This is a genomic window from Sphingobacteriaceae bacterium (assembly GCA_002319075.1).
Classification (GTDB): domain Bacteria; phylum Bacteroidota; class Bacteroidia; order B-17B0; family Aurantibacillaceae; genus Aurantibacillus.
On record NVQB01000001.1, the window covers coordinates 5,090,767 to 5,107,432 of the forward strand.

At 38.6% G+C, this 16,666-nt stretch carries 10 protein-coding genes; 2 read left to right on the forward strand and 8 right to left on the reverse strand.

Features of this window, described 5'->3' with window-relative positions; all coding sequences use genetic code 11:
- Window positions 1–18 precede the first annotated feature (18 nt).
- On the reverse strand, window positions 19–1,908 hold the full coding sequence (locus CNR22_22120; GenBank protein PBQ34356.1) for a hypothetical protein: 1,890 nt from the start codon (window positions 1,906–1,908) through the stop codon (window positions 19–21).
- Window positions 1,909–2,254: 346 nt separating this feature from the next.
- Window positions 2,255–3,730 carry an amino acid permease gene (locus CNR22_22125; GenBank protein ID PBQ34357.1) on the reverse strand — a complete coding sequence of 492 codons (1,476 nt, stop codon included), beginning with the start codon at window positions 3,728–3,730 and terminating at the stop codon, window positions 2,255–2,257.
- Between the two features lie 666 nt (window positions 3,731–4,396).
- Here CNR22_22125 and CNR22_22130 point away from each other — a divergent pair.
- Together CNR22_22130 and CNR22_22135 are read left to right on the forward strand one after the other, a co-directional pair.
- Window positions 4,397–4,744 carry an ATPase gene (locus CNR22_22130; protein ID PBQ34358.1) on the forward strand — a complete coding sequence of 116 codons (348 nt, stop codon included), beginning with the start codon at window positions 4,397–4,399 and terminating at the stop codon, window positions 4,742–4,744.
- A 2-nt stretch (window positions 4,745–4,746) separates the two neighbouring features.
- Window positions 4,747–6,990, forward strand: coding sequence for a TonB-dependent receptor (locus CNR22_22135; GenBank protein ID PBQ34359.1), 2,244 nt, complete (start codon window positions 4,747–4,749; stop codon window positions 6,988–6,990).
- A 103-nt stretch (window positions 6,991–7,093) separates the two neighbouring features.
- Here CNR22_22135 and CNR22_22140 read toward each other — a convergent pair whose 3' ends face one another.
- From CNR22_22140 to CNR22_22165, 6 genes are all read right to left on the reverse strand, one after another.
- A complete protein-coding gene (locus CNR22_22140) occupies window positions 7,094–7,588 on the reverse strand; it encodes a hypothetical protein (GenBank protein ID PBQ34360.1) in 495 nt (164 codons plus the stop codon).
- Window positions 7,589–7,718: 130 nt separating this feature from the next.
- Window positions 7,719–8,717, reverse strand: coding sequence for a hypothetical protein (locus tag CNR22_22145; GenBank protein ID PBQ34361.1), 999 nt, complete (start codon window positions 8,715–8,717; stop codon window positions 7,719–7,721).
- Window positions 8,674–9,771, reverse strand: a complete 1,098-nt coding sequence (locus CNR22_22150) for a heme A synthase (protein ID PBQ34362.1) — start codon at window positions 9,769–9,771, stop codon at window positions 8,674–8,676. Before CNR22_22150 ends, CNR22_22145 begins: the two co-directional genes overlap by 44 nt.
- A 117-nt stretch (window positions 9,772–9,888) precedes the next feature.
- A complete protein-coding gene (locus CNR22_22155; protein ID PBQ34363.1) occupies window positions 9,889–11,403 on the reverse strand; it encodes a hypothetical protein in 1,515 nt (504 codons plus the stop codon).
- Window positions 11,404–11,503: 100 nt separating this feature from the next.
- Window positions 11,504–13,909, reverse strand: coding sequence for a hypothetical protein (locus CNR22_22160; protein PBQ34364.1), 2,406 nt, complete (start codon window positions 13,907–13,909; stop codon window positions 11,504–11,506).
- A gap of 199 nt (window positions 13,910–14,108) precedes the next feature.
- Window positions 14,109–16,523 (reverse strand): hypothetical protein, encoded by a 2,415-nt coding sequence (locus CNR22_22165; protein PBQ34365.1) that lies wholly within the window; start codon window positions 16,521–16,523, stop codon window positions 14,109–14,111.
- Window positions 16,524–16,666 lie beyond the last annotated feature (143 nt).

Sequence of the window (16,666 nt, forward strand, 5' to 3'; positions counted from 1 at the left end):
ATACTCTTTTTAAAGAAATTAATTGTGCTTAACAAGGAGTTTTTTGATCTCGAAGGTTTTATTAACAGACGAGCTAATTTGTAAATAATAAATACCTTCTTTTAAATTTTCGGTCGTCAATTTAATGGAGCTTTCTGAAGGGAGAATAAGAGATTCAATAGCAATCTCCTGGCCAAGTGCATTTTTTAATGAAAGCTGAGAGGCATTTATTACACTTTCTAATATCAAGGTTTCATCTGATGGATTTGGATAAATCTTAATTTCAGGAGTTTTGACTAAATAATTGATTACAGCTAAGGGCGAGTAAGATTTTACATTATCCAAATCTACCTGCTCTAAGCGGTAATAAGAGATTCCTTCAATGGGTTTTTTATCTATTTCCACGTAAGATAGTGTGGTATTGGAATTTCCCTTCCCTTTTATTTCTTTAAGCGTCTGCCAGTTTACACCATCCGCTGATCTTTGCAAATTAAAATGATCGTTGCCTCTCTCTGATGCAGTCTCCCAGTTTATGCAGACTTCGTTCTCACACGTAAAAGCTTTAAAATTTAATAGTTCCACGGGCAATGGTGTTGCAGAATTATTAGAGCCTATAGTCATATATCTTGTCGAGCCTGACGGAATCATGACTGTTGAAATGCCCTGCACTGTTATGAGAGAGGTAGCATACGAAAACGTTAATCCGTCGGCTGTGGAATATGCTGTTGCGTCAGAAAAGTCTCCATCAGTATCAACCAACAATCTTAAATCGCTGGTTGCAACAGACCCCGGAATACCAATGGCATTTAATTTCATACTAAAATTAAAAGTGGAAGTAAGTCCTGTATTGGTAACTTTCCATTCTCTCTGGATACGCGAATAAATACCGCCAGGTTTTTCCGTTTGCACACCGGATAGTCGGCCGTTGTTTGCACCTATCACAACAAATTGATTATTAGCGAGAGTGCCGGTGTTTGCGCTATTGGCTGCGCTTAGTGCAGAGATAAATATGCGGGTGCTATCATTGTAGTTTTTCGACTGTTTTTGATATAAAAGACTATTGTCATCGCGCCCTATTCCTATAACGTTTGCTGTATACCCGCCGGCGGGCGAGAAAATTACGGTGCCTCCGGAGTTTATATAATTGGCATTTAAAGTAATTCCATATTTAAGCCCGAGGTAAGAATTTATTTTTGACGCGTTGGTAACACTTTGTCCGCTATTGTAAACGATTATTTCAGCTATATCTCCGTAAAAACAGTACTGTGTTCCCGAACCATAGCCTGTACCGATATAAGAATTTCCATTGTCGCCCACAGATCCCGGTGTATAAGCATCGGTGCCTTGTGAACTCGCATCCTGAAAATACTGCACGCTATTTGTGGTGGTTCCATTCCAAATACCTGACATTAAACTTGGAACAGAAAGCGTTGTGGCTTTTGACACCACGTTTGTGCTATAGTCTCTTACCCAAAAACCAAAAGAAGTGTTCCCGGAATTTGAAGCTGTTAAGCCGTAACCTCCGCCGGTCCAGGCTGGACCATTAGCCTGACCTAAAATTATACTTCCCCAGGTATCGTTTCCGGTTCCGGTTTGCATTGCTACTGCAAAGGCAGACAAGCCCGTTACAGTAGAGGTAGTAAGATCTGGGATATTTAAAAAATTATCAAGCCCGTCAAATGTAATGGTGGGATTGTAATTAAATCCTGCAGAATTAATAGAAGGTCGCAAAGAGCCATTCGTTTGAGTTCCATGAAACAAATTTCCGCTCTGGTCATCCCAGGTACTTACATTGCTTACACCCGAGAGAGTGACGCCCCTGGAAGCATCGTACCAACCGCGTAAATTTGTTGATATTCCACCAGGATATTGCGCTGCACAAGCAAAGCACAATAACTGGGACAAATAGAATGATAGGAGCGTTTTCATCTGATTAATGACTGTCAAAATTAGTAACAACAATCAAAAATAGTTTAAGAGAAAACTTTAAAAGAACTAAGTGTTTTATTGACTACTGTTTTGAATAGCCTGGAAACTGTTTCGGGTAATTTACCGCCACTTAAAGTGAAACCTGAATTAGCATCAGACGAATTTCTGAAGTTTGTTGTAATGGCATAGCGGGTGTTTGCGCTTTATAAATAATGTCGCAATAAATAACACAGAAAATAAAAACTGTCTCATTTACGCACTATCAATTTATTCAATTTAATTAAATTATTGCAGTGATAGTACTACGCTGAGAGCACAATTTAACCGGTTTCGCCTCTGTTATCTTTTATTCTGCCTTGTTTAAATTACTTCTGCTTTTGCTGTAAAGGAAGTAAACAAGAATACCAAAAGCGCCCCATATTATAAAGAATACCCAGGTAGCAGGACGAACCTGAGTCATTAAAAACAGGTTAAATAAAACACCTAAAGTTCCAACTACATATACAGCAGGCGTTCTGTAAGGCCTTTCCAATTCTGGTTTCTTATAGCGCAAAATCATAACAGCCACGCAAACCATAGCAAATGCCAGTAAAGTACCCATGCTGCACATCTCAGAAATCTTATCGATTGGCGTAACCGAAGCAACTATAGAAATTACTGCGCCTACAAGAACAGTACTTTTGTAAGGTGTTTTGAATTTAGGATGTAAGGTGGCAAATAAACTTCTTGGCAAAAGTCCGTCTTTAGCCATCCCTAAAAATATTCGGGTCTGACCGAGCATCATCACAAGCATTACTGAAGTTAATCCGGCAGTAGCAGCAATAGTAATAATAAACACTGCCCAATTAATTCCAATACCTGAAAAGGCCGAAGCAACTGGAGCAGCTTTATCTAACTGATCATATCTAACCATGCCTGTTAAAACCAGCGATACGAGTATATAAAGTACAGTACAAATAATCAATGACGCGATAATGGCAAAAGGAACGTCTTTTTTCGGATTGATGGCTTCCCCTGCTTGCGTTGAAACAGCGTCAAACCCGATATAAGCAAAAAACACAATGGTAGCGGCAGTTAAAACGCCTCCAAATCCAAATTTAAAGCTGCCGGTGGGATTTCCCAGACTATCTAAAACAGCAACTTTATCAGGAATGAAAGGTGTCCAATTGGCAGTGTTCACATAAAAAGCACCTACTACAATTACAAATAATACAACTGCTATCTTAACTATAACTATAACATTATTAGTATTCGCGGCCTCCTTAATACCTTTCACAAGAATATAAGTTACAACCCAGGTGATTAAGAATGCGGGAAGATTGAACGCCCATGTGGGAGCTTCGAGTCCTAATGTTGCGCATTTATCGGTTGCTGTAGCCAAATCGTTACACCATTGAATAGGAACTTCTATATTAAAAAGGTGAAGCAACTTTACAAAATAACCACTCCAGGCCACTGCAACAGTTGTTGCGCCCATCATGTATTCTAATACCAAATTCCAGCCAATAAACCAGGCGAACAATTCTCCCACGGTTCCATAAGCATAAGCATAGGCTGAACCTTCTACCGGAAGCACTGAAGCAAATTCGGCATAGCACAAAGATGCGAACATACAGCCTATCCCGGCAATAACAAAAGCAAGGGCTAACGCGGGACCGGCGTAATCATGAGCTGCGATTCCCGTCAATGTAAAAATTCCACCGCCAATAATGGCTCCTATTCCTAAGGAGGTAAGCCCCCATCTTGTTAAAACACGTTTTAGATCACTTTTTTTCATATCGGCCTCAAACGCCGATACCGGTTTTACTCTCCAAACTGACATATATCTAGGATTGTTTTATTGTATGTCCAAATTAACTAATTTAAGTCCAAATAACCAAAACTACAAAGCAAATCACCCCTTTGGTTTTAAGTAAAAATCCATTTCGGGAAACCTGGTTATTTGGTTTTGTACCTTTTAACAGAAGCCTTAACTTTTCTAAATTAAAATTGCCGATATTTGTGCCATCAATTTATTTAAAAAATATTTATTCGCCCTTATCGTTAGTTCTTACGTAATTACGGCGATCGGCATACCTGTTTACTATCACTATTGCGGTGGCGAGCTGGAAGAGATTAACTATGTTTTAAAAGGTAATAGCTGCTGCGGGGCTGACGAAGATGAATCAGAAACTGCTAACGATTGCTGCAAGGACGAAAATCTTATTTTAAAAAGTGATCTCGATTTTACGCTTAAAAGCTTCCACGATTATAGCGTGGTAAAAACTTTTAGCGAGGTGTTTTTTATTTCACTTCCTTTTTCAGTTTCTTTACCTGAACCTGCTTCTTTTTTTGAAAATAATTTTACTGAATCTCCTCCTCCCAAACTGGTGCAGGATTTTATTGTTTCGACTTCTGTTCTCAGAGTCTAGAATGTGTTTGTGCCAAAATCTATTATTTTCAGTTATCTGAAAAACAAACAATTTTCTAAACAATTAAAAACAAGATCATGAAAACAATCATTTTAGTAATTATTTCCCTAGTTATATCACTTTCAGGCTTTGCACAAGACGCTACTTTAAAGACATCAACACTTAATGTAAAAGGCAATTGCGAAGAATGCAAAAAACGTATAGAAAATGCTGCCGACATAAAAGGCGTTAAAGTTTCGAATTGGGACGAAAATAAACAAACCCTTACAGTGACTTACAAATCAGATAAAGTTACACTTGAGCAAATTGAAAAAGCTATTGCTGCCAGTGGTCACGATGTTGCAGATTTAAAAGGCAACGAGGCTAATTACAAAAAACTTCCCGAGTGCTGTAAATACCGTGACAAAGCGTGTGAGAAAAAATAATCATGCGAAACATACGGTATTTAATTGCTTTTGCTGCCATATTATGTTATGCCGGCATTAAAGCTCAGGTGCAGGGAAAAATTGTAGAAATCTCTAAAAAGTCAGATACCACGGTAGTTCCGGGTGTTGTAGTGGTTTGGGAAGGTTCAGCCATTGCCGCCACTACAGATGAAAATGGCAATTTTTCCCTTCCTGTTTTTTCAGAAACAAACAGACTAAAAATTGGGGCTGTTGGTTATGAGGATAAACTGGTCGTGGTAAAAGACACCAGTAAATTTCTTTTACTTGTTCTTAAAAGTGGTGTTGATCTGAATGAGGTGGAGATAACTTATTTCACCAGTGGTACAGAAATTTCCTATTTAAATCCTATAAAAATGGAAGTTATGAACGAGCGTTCTTTAATGAAGGCAGCCTGTTGTAATCTTTCTGAAAGTTTTGAAACGAATCCAAGCATTGACGTAAACTTTGCGGATGCTGTAAGCGGAACAAAACAGATCCAGATGTTGGGATTATCGGGCCAATATGCTCAAATAACCAAAGAGAACATGCCTTATTTACGGGGACTAGCAAATAACTACGGATTGACTTTTGTTCCCGGAACGTGGATACAATCTATCCAGCTTAGTAAAGGCGCAGGTTCTGTAGTAAACGGATATGAAAGCTTTACGGGACAAATTAACACTGAGCTTCAGAATCCTGAAGGGACCGATAAATTAAATTTCAATACTTACGTGAATGAAAATGCACGTAACGAGTACAATTTAAACTTGTCGCACCGCCTCAATCCCAAATTATCTGTGGGACTTTTGAGCCATGTGAGTTATAATCCTTTGGTGCAAGATCTCAATAAAGATGGATTCGCCGATATTCCTACAGGAAGACAATACAACTTTATGAATAAATATGCCTTTAATCATAAAGGATTTGAGGCGCAAATCGGCGCAGGATACCTAAAGGATGAACGCAAGGGTGGTCAGTATGCTAACCTACTAACACATTATACCGATACAGTGCCCCTTTATAAAATTGGCATTGATAACGAAAAATGGGAGGTCTATAGTAAAACCGGTTATGTTTTTAAAAAACATCCCGGAACAAGTATGGGACTTCAATTGTCGTATCTCGATCATAAGCAGCATAATTTTTATGGTTTAAATGATTACAACGGACTTCAAAAAACTTTTTATGCCAACTATATTTTCCAGGGAATTTTAGGCACAACTGATAATACCTATAAAATTGGAGCAAGTTTTATGAATGACGAGGTGGGCGAATCTTTTAATTTGTTCAAATATAAACGTACCGAGCAAGTTGGCGGCGCATTTATCGAGTATGCCAAAAACTACAAAGAGAAGTTTAATTTGATTGCGGGTATTCGTGCAGATCAGCATAATTACTATGGGTTATTTTTTACTCCGCGTTTGCATTTGCGTTATGCGTTTAAACCCAGCACAGTGCTGAGATTCAGTGGTGGAAGAGCCTTACGGACCGCGAATATTTTTACGGACAATTCTTACCTTATGGCTTCATCGCGTCAATGGATAGTCGAAAGTTCAGACCTGAGTTTACCTTATGGTTTAAAGCCCGAAACAGGTTGGAATTACGGATTAAACTTTACGCAAAAATTTAAGATCAATTACCGTGATGCATATATTACATTGGATGTATATCGGACGGATTTTACAAACCAGGTGATTACTGACATTGATGCCAATACACAGGAAGTTCACATTTACAATTTAAAAGGCCCCTCCTACTCCAACACCTTCCAATTTGAATTTAATATGGAACCACGCAAGCGTTTGTTCATTAAAACCGCTTACCGTTACGTGGATACGAAAGTTCAATACAAACAAGGTTTGCTTCAGAAAGCAATGGTATCAAAGCACCGGGCTTTCATAAATTTTGGTTACGAAACTAAAGATTCGCATTGGTTGTTTGATTTTACAACTCAGTATAATGGAGCTAAACGTTTGCCATTAACGCAAACAAATCCTTCAGAATACCAGAGAGAAACTTTTTCACCAGGATTTTTTAATTTGTTAGGCCAGATAACTTATGTTACAAAAATTAAAAAAGCTGATTTTAATGTTTATCTCGGTGTTGAAAATCTTTTAAATTACAAACAAGCCAATCCCATAGTTGCGAGCGACGCACCTTACAGCAAGTATTTTGATGCAAGTATGGTTTGGGGTCCTATTTATGGCAGGATGCTTTACGCGGGGCTAAGACTAAAAATTAAATAATTTTTAAATAAGTCTGAAGAGCATTTACGAATGATTTGATCACATAGTATTAATAAAAAAAGATCCCCGGTAAATTTACCGGGGATCTTTTTTTTAGTTGTTGTTATTTCGTTTTCTTTTTTGTTTTGTCTGCAGGAATCGGCTTAGGTTCAGTTGGAGTGGTATAGTTTCCGTTCTTATCAAAATAATATGTTTGCCCATCTACAGTGCTATAATAACTCTTAATGCCTGTAGTATCTTGTTTGGCGTATACTTTGTAACGCGTTCTGCTTGGAAGATTTGTTGTGTGGTAATCTCCAATACTTCCGGGATAACTGTTTGCCTGAAGTTCTGATTCAGACCTTAAAGTTCGTCCATTTCTGTTATATACTACCATACCGGCAAGGTTAGTTGCAGGATCTGTATAATCGGCTCTCCAGTCGTCACCTTCACGCGACCATATAGGATTAAAAGCCGGGTAGTCTTTTTTAAATTGTTTAGCTATAACCTCCGGAGTTTCAGAAGACGAAGTTTCGTTCTGTCCTTTAGCGATGCCAAAGGTTTGTGATTGAACATTAAGAGCCGTAATAACGAATAAAAGAATGATGAGTTTTTTCATAATACATAGTTTTACTACTGAAATACACAATACTATGCCAGTAAACAAAACCACTGAAAACACTATTTCAGAAGGTAGCCTTGTAGAAATAATTCAACGCTTTTAGAAATACCTTACAGGTTAACTGTTCTTAGAAAGATTTGCTATTCAGTAAAACCAGAATAATGGGCCCTACGAACAGAAAAATATAAAATAGTAAAACCAGAATGCGTTTAAAAACATTCAGGTCCTGTTTTAAGTTGACCTGCAATACTGCTGTTATTTGCTGAACAATAACTGGCTCGATGGGTGAATATTCATAGTGTCCTGCTCTGATACTACTATATTTTTTTGGGAACGAAAAAATAAGACAATCCCTTATTAACCAGTAATCTTTGTCGGGAAGATTTTCATAATCGGTGTAATAATTTATTCTTTCCTGTTTTAAATACTCTCTTATTTTTTGATGTTTGCTTTCATTAAAGAGTTCAAGTCCGATCATAACAGGAATTACAACCAGAAGCAAACTTTTTGTAAAAATAAAAATACAGGTCAGGGCGATAATCGAAATAATACCAAACACCAGACGGATAATATAATTTTCTTTAAAAAATAAGGTCTCCACTAATCGTCCGCCATCTAAAGGATGAAAAGGTAAACAGTTTAAAAGGTTTATCGCCAGGAAACAAGATGCCAGCATTGTTAAAGTCTCGTTGTGCAAATCTTTGTTTAACCAAAAAATCACCGAACCAATTATAATCCCGCTAACAGGTCCGCCCAGAATAATTAAAGTTAATTGCCATTGCGAGACTTTTTGCTTTTTTCCTGAAGTAAATGCACCTAGTAAAGGAACAATGAAAATTTTGACATTACTGTAATTAAATAGTTTCATAAAGAGAAAATGGCCCATTTCATGAACTATTATTACAAGCAGAATGGCTGCGATGTACACGATGTTTTGATTGAAGATAAAATAAAACAGCAACGCGTATACGAAAAGACTTATCAGCGAACGCACTAAAGAATTTTGACTTTTCTCAGCAATTATCGGCTTTGGTGGAAAAATTCCCCGTGAAGGGTTTTCTTCTGATGAATTCTGAGCTGAGTTAAAGGGTTCGTCCACTGGAAATTTGGTTTTTGTTGAATAAATGAAAGATCAGGTAAATGCAACTTAAAAATAGGAAAAATGCACCAGTTTGGTGCAAAGCTCCCATAATAACGGGAACATTATAAAGCAAAGTTAGTACACCTAAAATGAATTGAATGGTTACGCCAAAAATAAGCATGTTGATTGCTAATGTCTGTTGTTTAGTTAACTGTAATTTATCAGACTTGTACCAGAGCAGGCAAACCAATGCCACAATAATTAAAGCAATTGTTCTGTGCATAAACTGAATCCCGCTGGGATTTTCAAGGATATTTTCAAAAAACGTATCCTTCATATACACCTGCTCTGCTACCCATTGGTCGCCCATTTTTGGCCAGGTATTAAAGATATGTCCAGGTCTTATTTTTGAATTATCGCCTTCAGCATACCCTGCTGTAAATGCGCCATAAATAATTTGAATAATAAGCACGCAAAAAAACAAAATGCTTAAGCCTTTTAATTTCTTTCCTTCCGTTTCAACCACCTTTTCCTTTGGATAAAGTAATCTTAAGGCAAACCAAAATGTAAAAGCAAAAAGCGTAAAGGCACTCATTAAATGGGTTGCCAGGCGGTAATGACTAACGGCCGGTTGATTCTGAAGTCCGCTATAAACCATCCACCAGCCAATTACAGCTTGCATAGCGCCCATAAAAAATAAGAGAATAAAGCTTGGCACCATAGTGCGGTTTATTTTTTTCTTAACGAGAAAATAAATAAACCCAATTGCAAAAACGTACATCATAACACGACCAATCATTCGGTGTATGTATTCCCATAAAAAAATCGGTTTAAATTCTTCCAAAGTCATTTCAAAGTTTACCTTTTGAAATTCAGGACTCTGTTGATATTTTGCAAAACGCTGCATCCACATATCATCGTTTAAAGGTGGAATAGAACCCATAAAACTCCAGTCTGTTATGGAAAGTCCTGAGTGTGTTAAACGCGTGAGGCAGCCAACAACTACCATTACATAAATTAAGAAACAACCAGTTAAAAGCCAGTAAATAATCTGCTTGTTGGGGGTCTGAGAATTAATCTCTTGCGAATTTGAAGTCATTGTTAATTGCTCGCAAAGTTAAAACGAAATTGATTAGCTAGCAATTAAATAAAGTATTAATGGCAATGATTTTTAGCAATTGTCATGGAAGTATCATCGCCTTTAAAAGAAATCTTCTTACTGTGTCTCGTAGGCACCAGCGGTTACGCTAGTTGTATTCCTAAGCTTGGCGTTAATGTCCACATAGGGCATGCCAAAATATTTGGCGTATTGTTCGGCAAGAGGTCCGGTAAAATTTGTAATGCGATTTTCTTTTGCCAAAGGCTCGAAATTATAAACAGCAATATCTTTGTACTCCAAGACGTCAGCTTTTGCACCTTTCCTTACGTTGATAAAATTTAATGGATCGGTGGTGTTAATATTCGTTTTCAACCAGCAATTAGCAAATGTATAAGTTACCTGGGTGTTTACAGCGGTTTTAATATCCAGGTTTACCTCATTCTCAAGTTTTCCGTCCACAATACAATTTGCTATAACAAGATTTAGAGGAAGGGTTTGAACGTCGTTGTAATTATTAATACTTAGCGTGGCCTTCTCTCTTACTTTATCCTTACTCCAATAGTTGGCAAATGTGCAATGGGCAAACCGGTAACCCCCGCCCAAAGAAATGTTAACGCTATGTTCCTGGCAATTACTGATTACGGTGTTGTTTGCATACACTGTAAAGTATTTGCAATATAAGCCCCAATAGCTCATGTTTTGAATTTTTGTATTAGTCAACACCAATTGAGCTGTATCCTTGTATTTTACATCATCTCCAAGAAATTCGCACTGCAAACCTATATAACCATTTTTAATAATAGCATAATCAATAATATTATTGGCTTTCCCTTCATTGATCCAGATTCTGTCCCACTGCCCTGCTTCGTCAGCATAATCTTTTTCGCGGCGAGCTCCCTGGAAAACCACTTCCTTATCTTTTTTACCAAGTACTTGTATTTGACCACCTGCATATACCCAAATACCAGCTTTATAATTCAGGTAGACTTTAGTATTTTCAAGTATTTTTAATTTTTGGTACTCGTCCACTACGAGGTAACCGTATATAACGTGGGGTTTATCATTCTTCCACACTATTTCGTCACCCACTTTATTATACGAATTTGGAACGGCGGTAGCTACTGAGTATGGAAACTGAGACCCATCCTGGAATTTAATAACGCTATCTGGGCGGTGATAATAAGCATCCTGGCCCCATGCTTCAAGAATCATTGTTTGTTCATTGCCATTTACTACAAATTTTATCGCATCCGAAATAATAAGTGGGGAATTGACATTTGTAGGATTTACATTTACCTGCACAAAAATATACATGCTGTCGTGGGCAGCAATTTCCAGATCGGTAAAATTTGTGCCCTTGGCTCCATCAACGTTGATAATGAATGGAGATGCACTACCCCCTAAAAGCTGAATCGAAGAAATTTTAAGCTTTTGATTGTAGGTATTTCGTATTCTCACGTTTCTAGTAGCTGAACCTATGCCCGTAAAAACGGTGTCGAAAAGAACGGAATCCTGCGAGAATTCCAACTTTGCACTTGCGTCTTTTAAGAGTTTATCTTTTTTGCAAGAACTAAAATTGCTCACAAAGAAAATAAAGAGACAGAATGCGGTTATTTTAAAAATTAGTTTCAAGACTTACAAATATACAACGTATATCTTGCTAAAATAGTATGAATAAAATAAAAAGAGGTCGTCCTTTTGAGACAACCTCTTCTTTGTATATCTAAAAAAATTATTTACTAACCACAATCTTATTTTGAATAGCGCTTCCACCATTTAAACCTTTTATGAAATAAATCCCGTTGCTAAGATCGGTTACATTTTGTTTATACTCATTTTCCTGATTAAAGCTTAATTCTCTTACAACCTGTCCGAGTTGATTAACTAAGCTCAATTGCATTTGTGATTTAACTTCTATCACAAAATTGCCATTGTTTGGATTAGGGTAAAAGTTCAGCGAAGATTCATCATTTTGATATTCAGCCAGCCCTGTGCAGGCGTTTACCTTTACTGCAAATGTACCGTTAGATGCACAGCCGTTTGCATCAATACCAGTTGCAGTGTAAATAGTTACCGAATTAACAATCGTCGGTCCAACTTGTACGGTGCGTGTTGCTGCGCCTAAACTTGGCCAGGTGTATGTTGAGCCGCCATTTGCAGTCAATACTAATTTTTCGCCTTTACATATAGCTGTTCTCGTTGCAGCAACTGTAATAGTTGGGTTGGGATAAATACCTAGTTCTACCGTTGCGGTAGTAGTGCAATTGGAAGCTCCAGGAGTACTTGTTTTAACTGTTACCGTATAAATTGCAGCCACCGTGGCAGTAATATTATTTGCGTAAAAATAAGTACCGTTGCTCCATGTATAAGTAGAGCCGGCTCCAGCACCTGCAGTGAGTGTAACAACCGATCCATCACAAACCGTTGCAGAGCTACTTACTTGTAAGTTAGGGATAAAGACTGCAACTTCCACCGTTTTTGATGAAGCACATCCAGTACTTGTGTAGGTTCCGGTAACGGTGTAAACTGTAGATGTTACGGGATTAACTACTGTAACGCTGTTGGTTGCAGTAGTACTCCAATTATAAATGTTTGCCCCATTTGCCGTTAGCGTTGCAGAACCAGCAGAACAAACAATAGTTTTATTGGTTATAGCGTTTACAACCGGATTCGGGTATAAAATTAAAGGGTGAGCTGCACTGGCAAAACAACCTGCACTGCTTAAACCAATAACGTTGTAAGCAGCAGTTACACTGGGTGTAATAACAAAAGTTGATCCACTGTTTATGCCTTCCCAGGTATAGGTTGACGCGCCGGTAACGGTTAATGTGGCAGTTTGTCCATCACACACTGCGGATGAAGAGGCTGCGGTCATCAAAGTAGGAGTTGGATTAACGGGTACATTTATAGTGGCAGATCCTGTTCCACATGAGTTGGATCCCACAAGTGTATATGTTTGCGAAACTGATGGTATAAAAACGATACCATTAGTTGGAGTTACCGCACTACCAGACCAGCTATAACTGGTTGCACCTGCACCTGTTAATGCCAAAGTATTTCCTGAACAAACCATAGAGCTGCTACTGCTAGCAGTAACTGTAGGAGCCGCTGGGTCTACACTAATAGTTACAGCAGTTAGTGAAGAGTTACAGGTAGATTGAATTGATCCCATTACAGAGTATGTAGTTGTTGTTGATGGATTAACTACGTATGCAGAGGTTTGCGGACCTCCCGACCACGTGTAGGTAGTAGCACCTGTAGCGTTTAATGTATATGAAGAATTAGCACATATACGCGGCGGCGCAGCAATAACAACGTTCGGAGCAGGAATAACAGTTACTATTACTGGAGTTAATGTTGAGTTACAACCTATAGTGGTGTAAACTTCTACTCTACCAATACTACCTCCTACTTCCGTCCAAAGGTCCTGAGGCGTAGTATTTGCGAGATCGTATTGCATTCCCAGCCTTGTCAAAGTTAATGTATTGGTTCCTACTCCCAACGTAGATGTATAAGGGCTCGCAGCATACGAAACGTCGCTTCCTCTTTCTCCAAGAATACCAATAATGTCACCTGCGTAGATAGGAATGTTCACAGCAACAACATTTGTACCCGTAATGGCCTGATCAAGATAAAGGGTATTAAAAGAACTAGTAGTTGTTGCATATGTAGGAGGTACGGCGCTGAATTTCATAACGGCAATTCCTGAATTTGCAGTACCCGTAATATCTAATGGAACTCTTAATCCGGTTATGATAAAATCAACGGGTGCAGTAAACCAAAATCCCCGTGTTAAATGACCAGTATATATACTCGCCTGAGCGGGCAAAGTCATTGATGCACTTAGGGCACCAGAAGCCTGACCTACATAATAAGTAGCTCCTGAAGTCAATGTTGGAGAGGTAAAAACTGAATTAGTTGACAGAGCATTTCCTCCAAAAGAATTTGCATACCAGCCTACGGGGTTAGTTCCGGTTCCGGAAGCCGTTAAAGTAAATGCGCTACTTGACACGCATGCGGCAACTGTTGAACCTGAAACGGCCGGTGGTGCCGGAGCAGTGCATTGAGCTTCTACAGTGTTTACCGAAACAGTAAACAAAGACAGAAGGGATAGAAGTGTTGAGTAGTTTTTTTTCATAAGTCTTACAGGTTTGTTAGTTATAAATTGCGAGTCTTATAAAAATATTTAATTTATAATGAAAACCTGAGTTTTTTCTGTTAAAACTTTCCGAAATCTTGGCTGAAAGAGGAGTGCTTTAAAATTTAAATCTATAAGCGTATCCTAAAAAAAAGAGGCTACCATTTCTGGTAGCCTCCCTTAATCACTTAAGACCTCACTAGTTATTCACTACAATCTTATTTTGAATAGTACTTCCACCATTCAAACCTTTAATGAAATAAATTCCATTGCTAAGATCCTTTATATTTTGCTTATAATTATTTTCCTGGTTAAAGCTTAATTCTCTGATGACTTGTCCCAGTTGATTAACCAAACTCAACTGCATTTGCGATTTAACTTCGATTACAAAACTTCCGTTGTTTGGATTAGGATAAACATTTACCAAAGTTTTATCGTTTACCAATTCAGTAAGTCCCGTGCAGGCATTTACTTTTACCGCAAAAGTAGCTGTAGCTACACAACCGTTAGCATCTGTACCTGAAACCGTATACACAGTAATAGAGTTAATTACTGTAGGCCCAACTTGTAATGTTTTAGTAGTAGCACTTGTGCTTGGCCACGCATAAGTGGAACCTCCGTTAGCAGTTAAAGTTAATTTTTCTCCCTTACAAAGCGCTGTGCTTGTGGCTGCAATAGAAACAGTAGGATTCGGATTAATGCCTATTTCTATTGTACCGATACTTTTGCAATTAGAGGCTCCAGGAGTGCTTGTTAAAGCTGTTACAGTATAAATGGCTGCTATGGTTGCTGTGATATTATTGGATGCGAAACTACCTCCGTTGCTCCATGAATAGGTTGAGCCTGCTCCGGCATTCGCTGTAAGTGTTATCGCTGATCCATTGCAAACTGTTGCCGAATTACTCACCTGTAAATTTGGTAAGAATACTGCAACATTCACTGTTTTTGTAGATGAACAACCTGTTGCCGTGTAAGTTCCCGTAACTGTGTAAACAGTAGACACTGCAGGATTTACAACGGTTACATTAGAAATTGATCCTGTACTCCAGCTATAAGTATCGGCGCCATTTGTAGATAATGTTGCAGGACCCGCTGAACACACTATAGTTTTATTTGAAGCCGCGTTAACTGTGGGATTTGGATATACTACCAAAGCTTGTGCACCTGACGCCGGACAACCTGCAGCGCTAACGCCCGTTACATTGTACGAGCCAGATTGTGTAGGTGTTACGACAAAAGTTGCACCCGGAGCCGTAGCATTACTCCAAACATAAGTAACTGCACCACTAGCGGTAAGCGTAGCTGTTTGTCCTTCACAAACCGATGTTGGACTGGAAGCAGTTAAAAGCGTTGGTGTTGGATTTACCAGAATGGAGACAGTCTTAGTGCCAATGCCACAGGAGTTAGCTGAAGATAAGGTGTAAACCTGACTAGACGCTGGTGTAAAAGGAGAGCCATTAATAACAGTACCGCTTACAGCAGACCAGGTTAATGTTGTAGCTCCACTACCCGTTAATGTTATGGGATCACCAGAACAAACAACTGTGGTAGTAGCTGTCACACTTAATGAAGGAACCGCTGTTTGTACACTTATTGTAACTGAACTCAGTGTAGAGTTACAAGTTCCCAGTACACTTCCCATTACCGAATAAGTGGTGCTGGAAGAAGGAGTAACAACGTAGGTGGAAGTCTGAGGACCTCCGGACCATGTATATGTAGAAGCACCGTTAGCCGTTAAGGTATAAGGTGAATTCGCACAAACGAAAGGAGGTGGTGTTACTGTAATAGTAGGAACAGGAACAAGACTAACCGTTACAGGTGTTAAAGTGGAATTACAACCTCTCGAAGTATAAACTTCAACTCTGCCAATATAATTGGTAGTCTCAGTCCATAGATCTGGCGGGGCTATTGTATTAATATCATTTTCGGTTCCAAGTCTGAACAGACTTACGGTTGTACCAGCGATACCCAAAGTGGAAGTAAAGGCATTTGCACCATAAGACATTTCATCACCCCTCTTGCCCATTACTCCAATAATGTCTCCCTGGGAAACAGGAATGTTTACTGAAACAACATTGGTGCCTGTAACACTTTGATTTAAATAAAGTATACTAAAAGTGGTTATAGCATTTGCTGTCCCAGCAAGAGGTACAGCCGAAAGTTTCATTACACCCATCGCAGAATTAGAAGTGCCGCCTACAGAAAGCGGTATTCGTAAACCTGTAATTATAAAATCGTGAGGGGCGGTAAAAAAGAACCCCCTGGTAACCGAAGCATTTACCAAAACTGATGTTTGGGTTGGCAGAGCCAAAGTATCTAAACTTGTTATGGTCGACTGTCCTACGTAGTAGGTTTTAGTTTGTGTGACTGTTGGTGTGCTAAACACGGTGTTAGTGGATAAAGCATTTCCACCAAACGAATTAGGATACCATCCTATTACGTTCGTTCCCGTGGCGGTTCCGGTTAATGTAAATACTGCACTGTTTGTACAAGCGGCTATTGTTGTTCCTGAAACGCTTGGAGGAGAGGGCGTGGTGCACTGTGCATTAATTAATTCTCCCGAAGTAGAGAACATTAATGCAGTTAATAAAATTTTAACGTAGGTTTTTTTCATAGTTGACGGGTTTTGTATGGATAAAAGAGTTATAGTGTGCTAAAAATATCTAATTTTAAATCAAAGCCGGCTTTTTTTCTGTTAAAACTTTGAGAAATTGATTATCGTGTCAAAAAGCAGTAGCACTGGGATCCCACAAGATT

Coding starts and splice junctions, on each gene's coding strand:
- CNR22_22120 (PBQ34356.1), bottom strand. CDS start 1,908: ATGAAAACGCTCCTATCATTCTATTTGTCCCAGTTATTGTGCTTTGCT.
- CNR22_22125 (PBQ34357.1), bottom strand. CDS start 3,730: ATGTCAGTTTGGAGAGTAAAACCGGTATCGGCGTTTGAGGCCGATATG.
- CNR22_22130 (PBQ34358.1), top strand. CDS start 4,397: ATGAAAACAATCATTTTAGTAATTATTTCCCTAGTTATATCACTTTCA.
- CNR22_22135 (PBQ34359.1), top strand. CDS start 4,747: ATGCGAAACATACGGTATTTAATTGCTTTTGCTGCCATATTATGTTAT.
- CNR22_22140 (PBQ34360.1), bottom strand. CDS start 7,588: ATGAAAAAACTCATCATTCTTTTATTCGTTATTACGGCTCTTAATGTT.
- CNR22_22150 (PBQ34362.1), bottom strand. CDS start 9,771: ATGACTTCAAATTCGCAAGAGATTAATTCTCAGACCCCCAACAAGCAG.
- CNR22_22160 (PBQ34364.1), bottom strand. CDS start 13,909: ATGAAAAAAAACTACTCAACACTTCTATCCCTTCTGTCTTTGTTTACT.
- CNR22_22165 (PBQ34365.1), bottom strand. CDS start 16,523: ATGAAAAAAACCTACGTTAAAATTTTATTAACTGCATTAATGTTCTCT.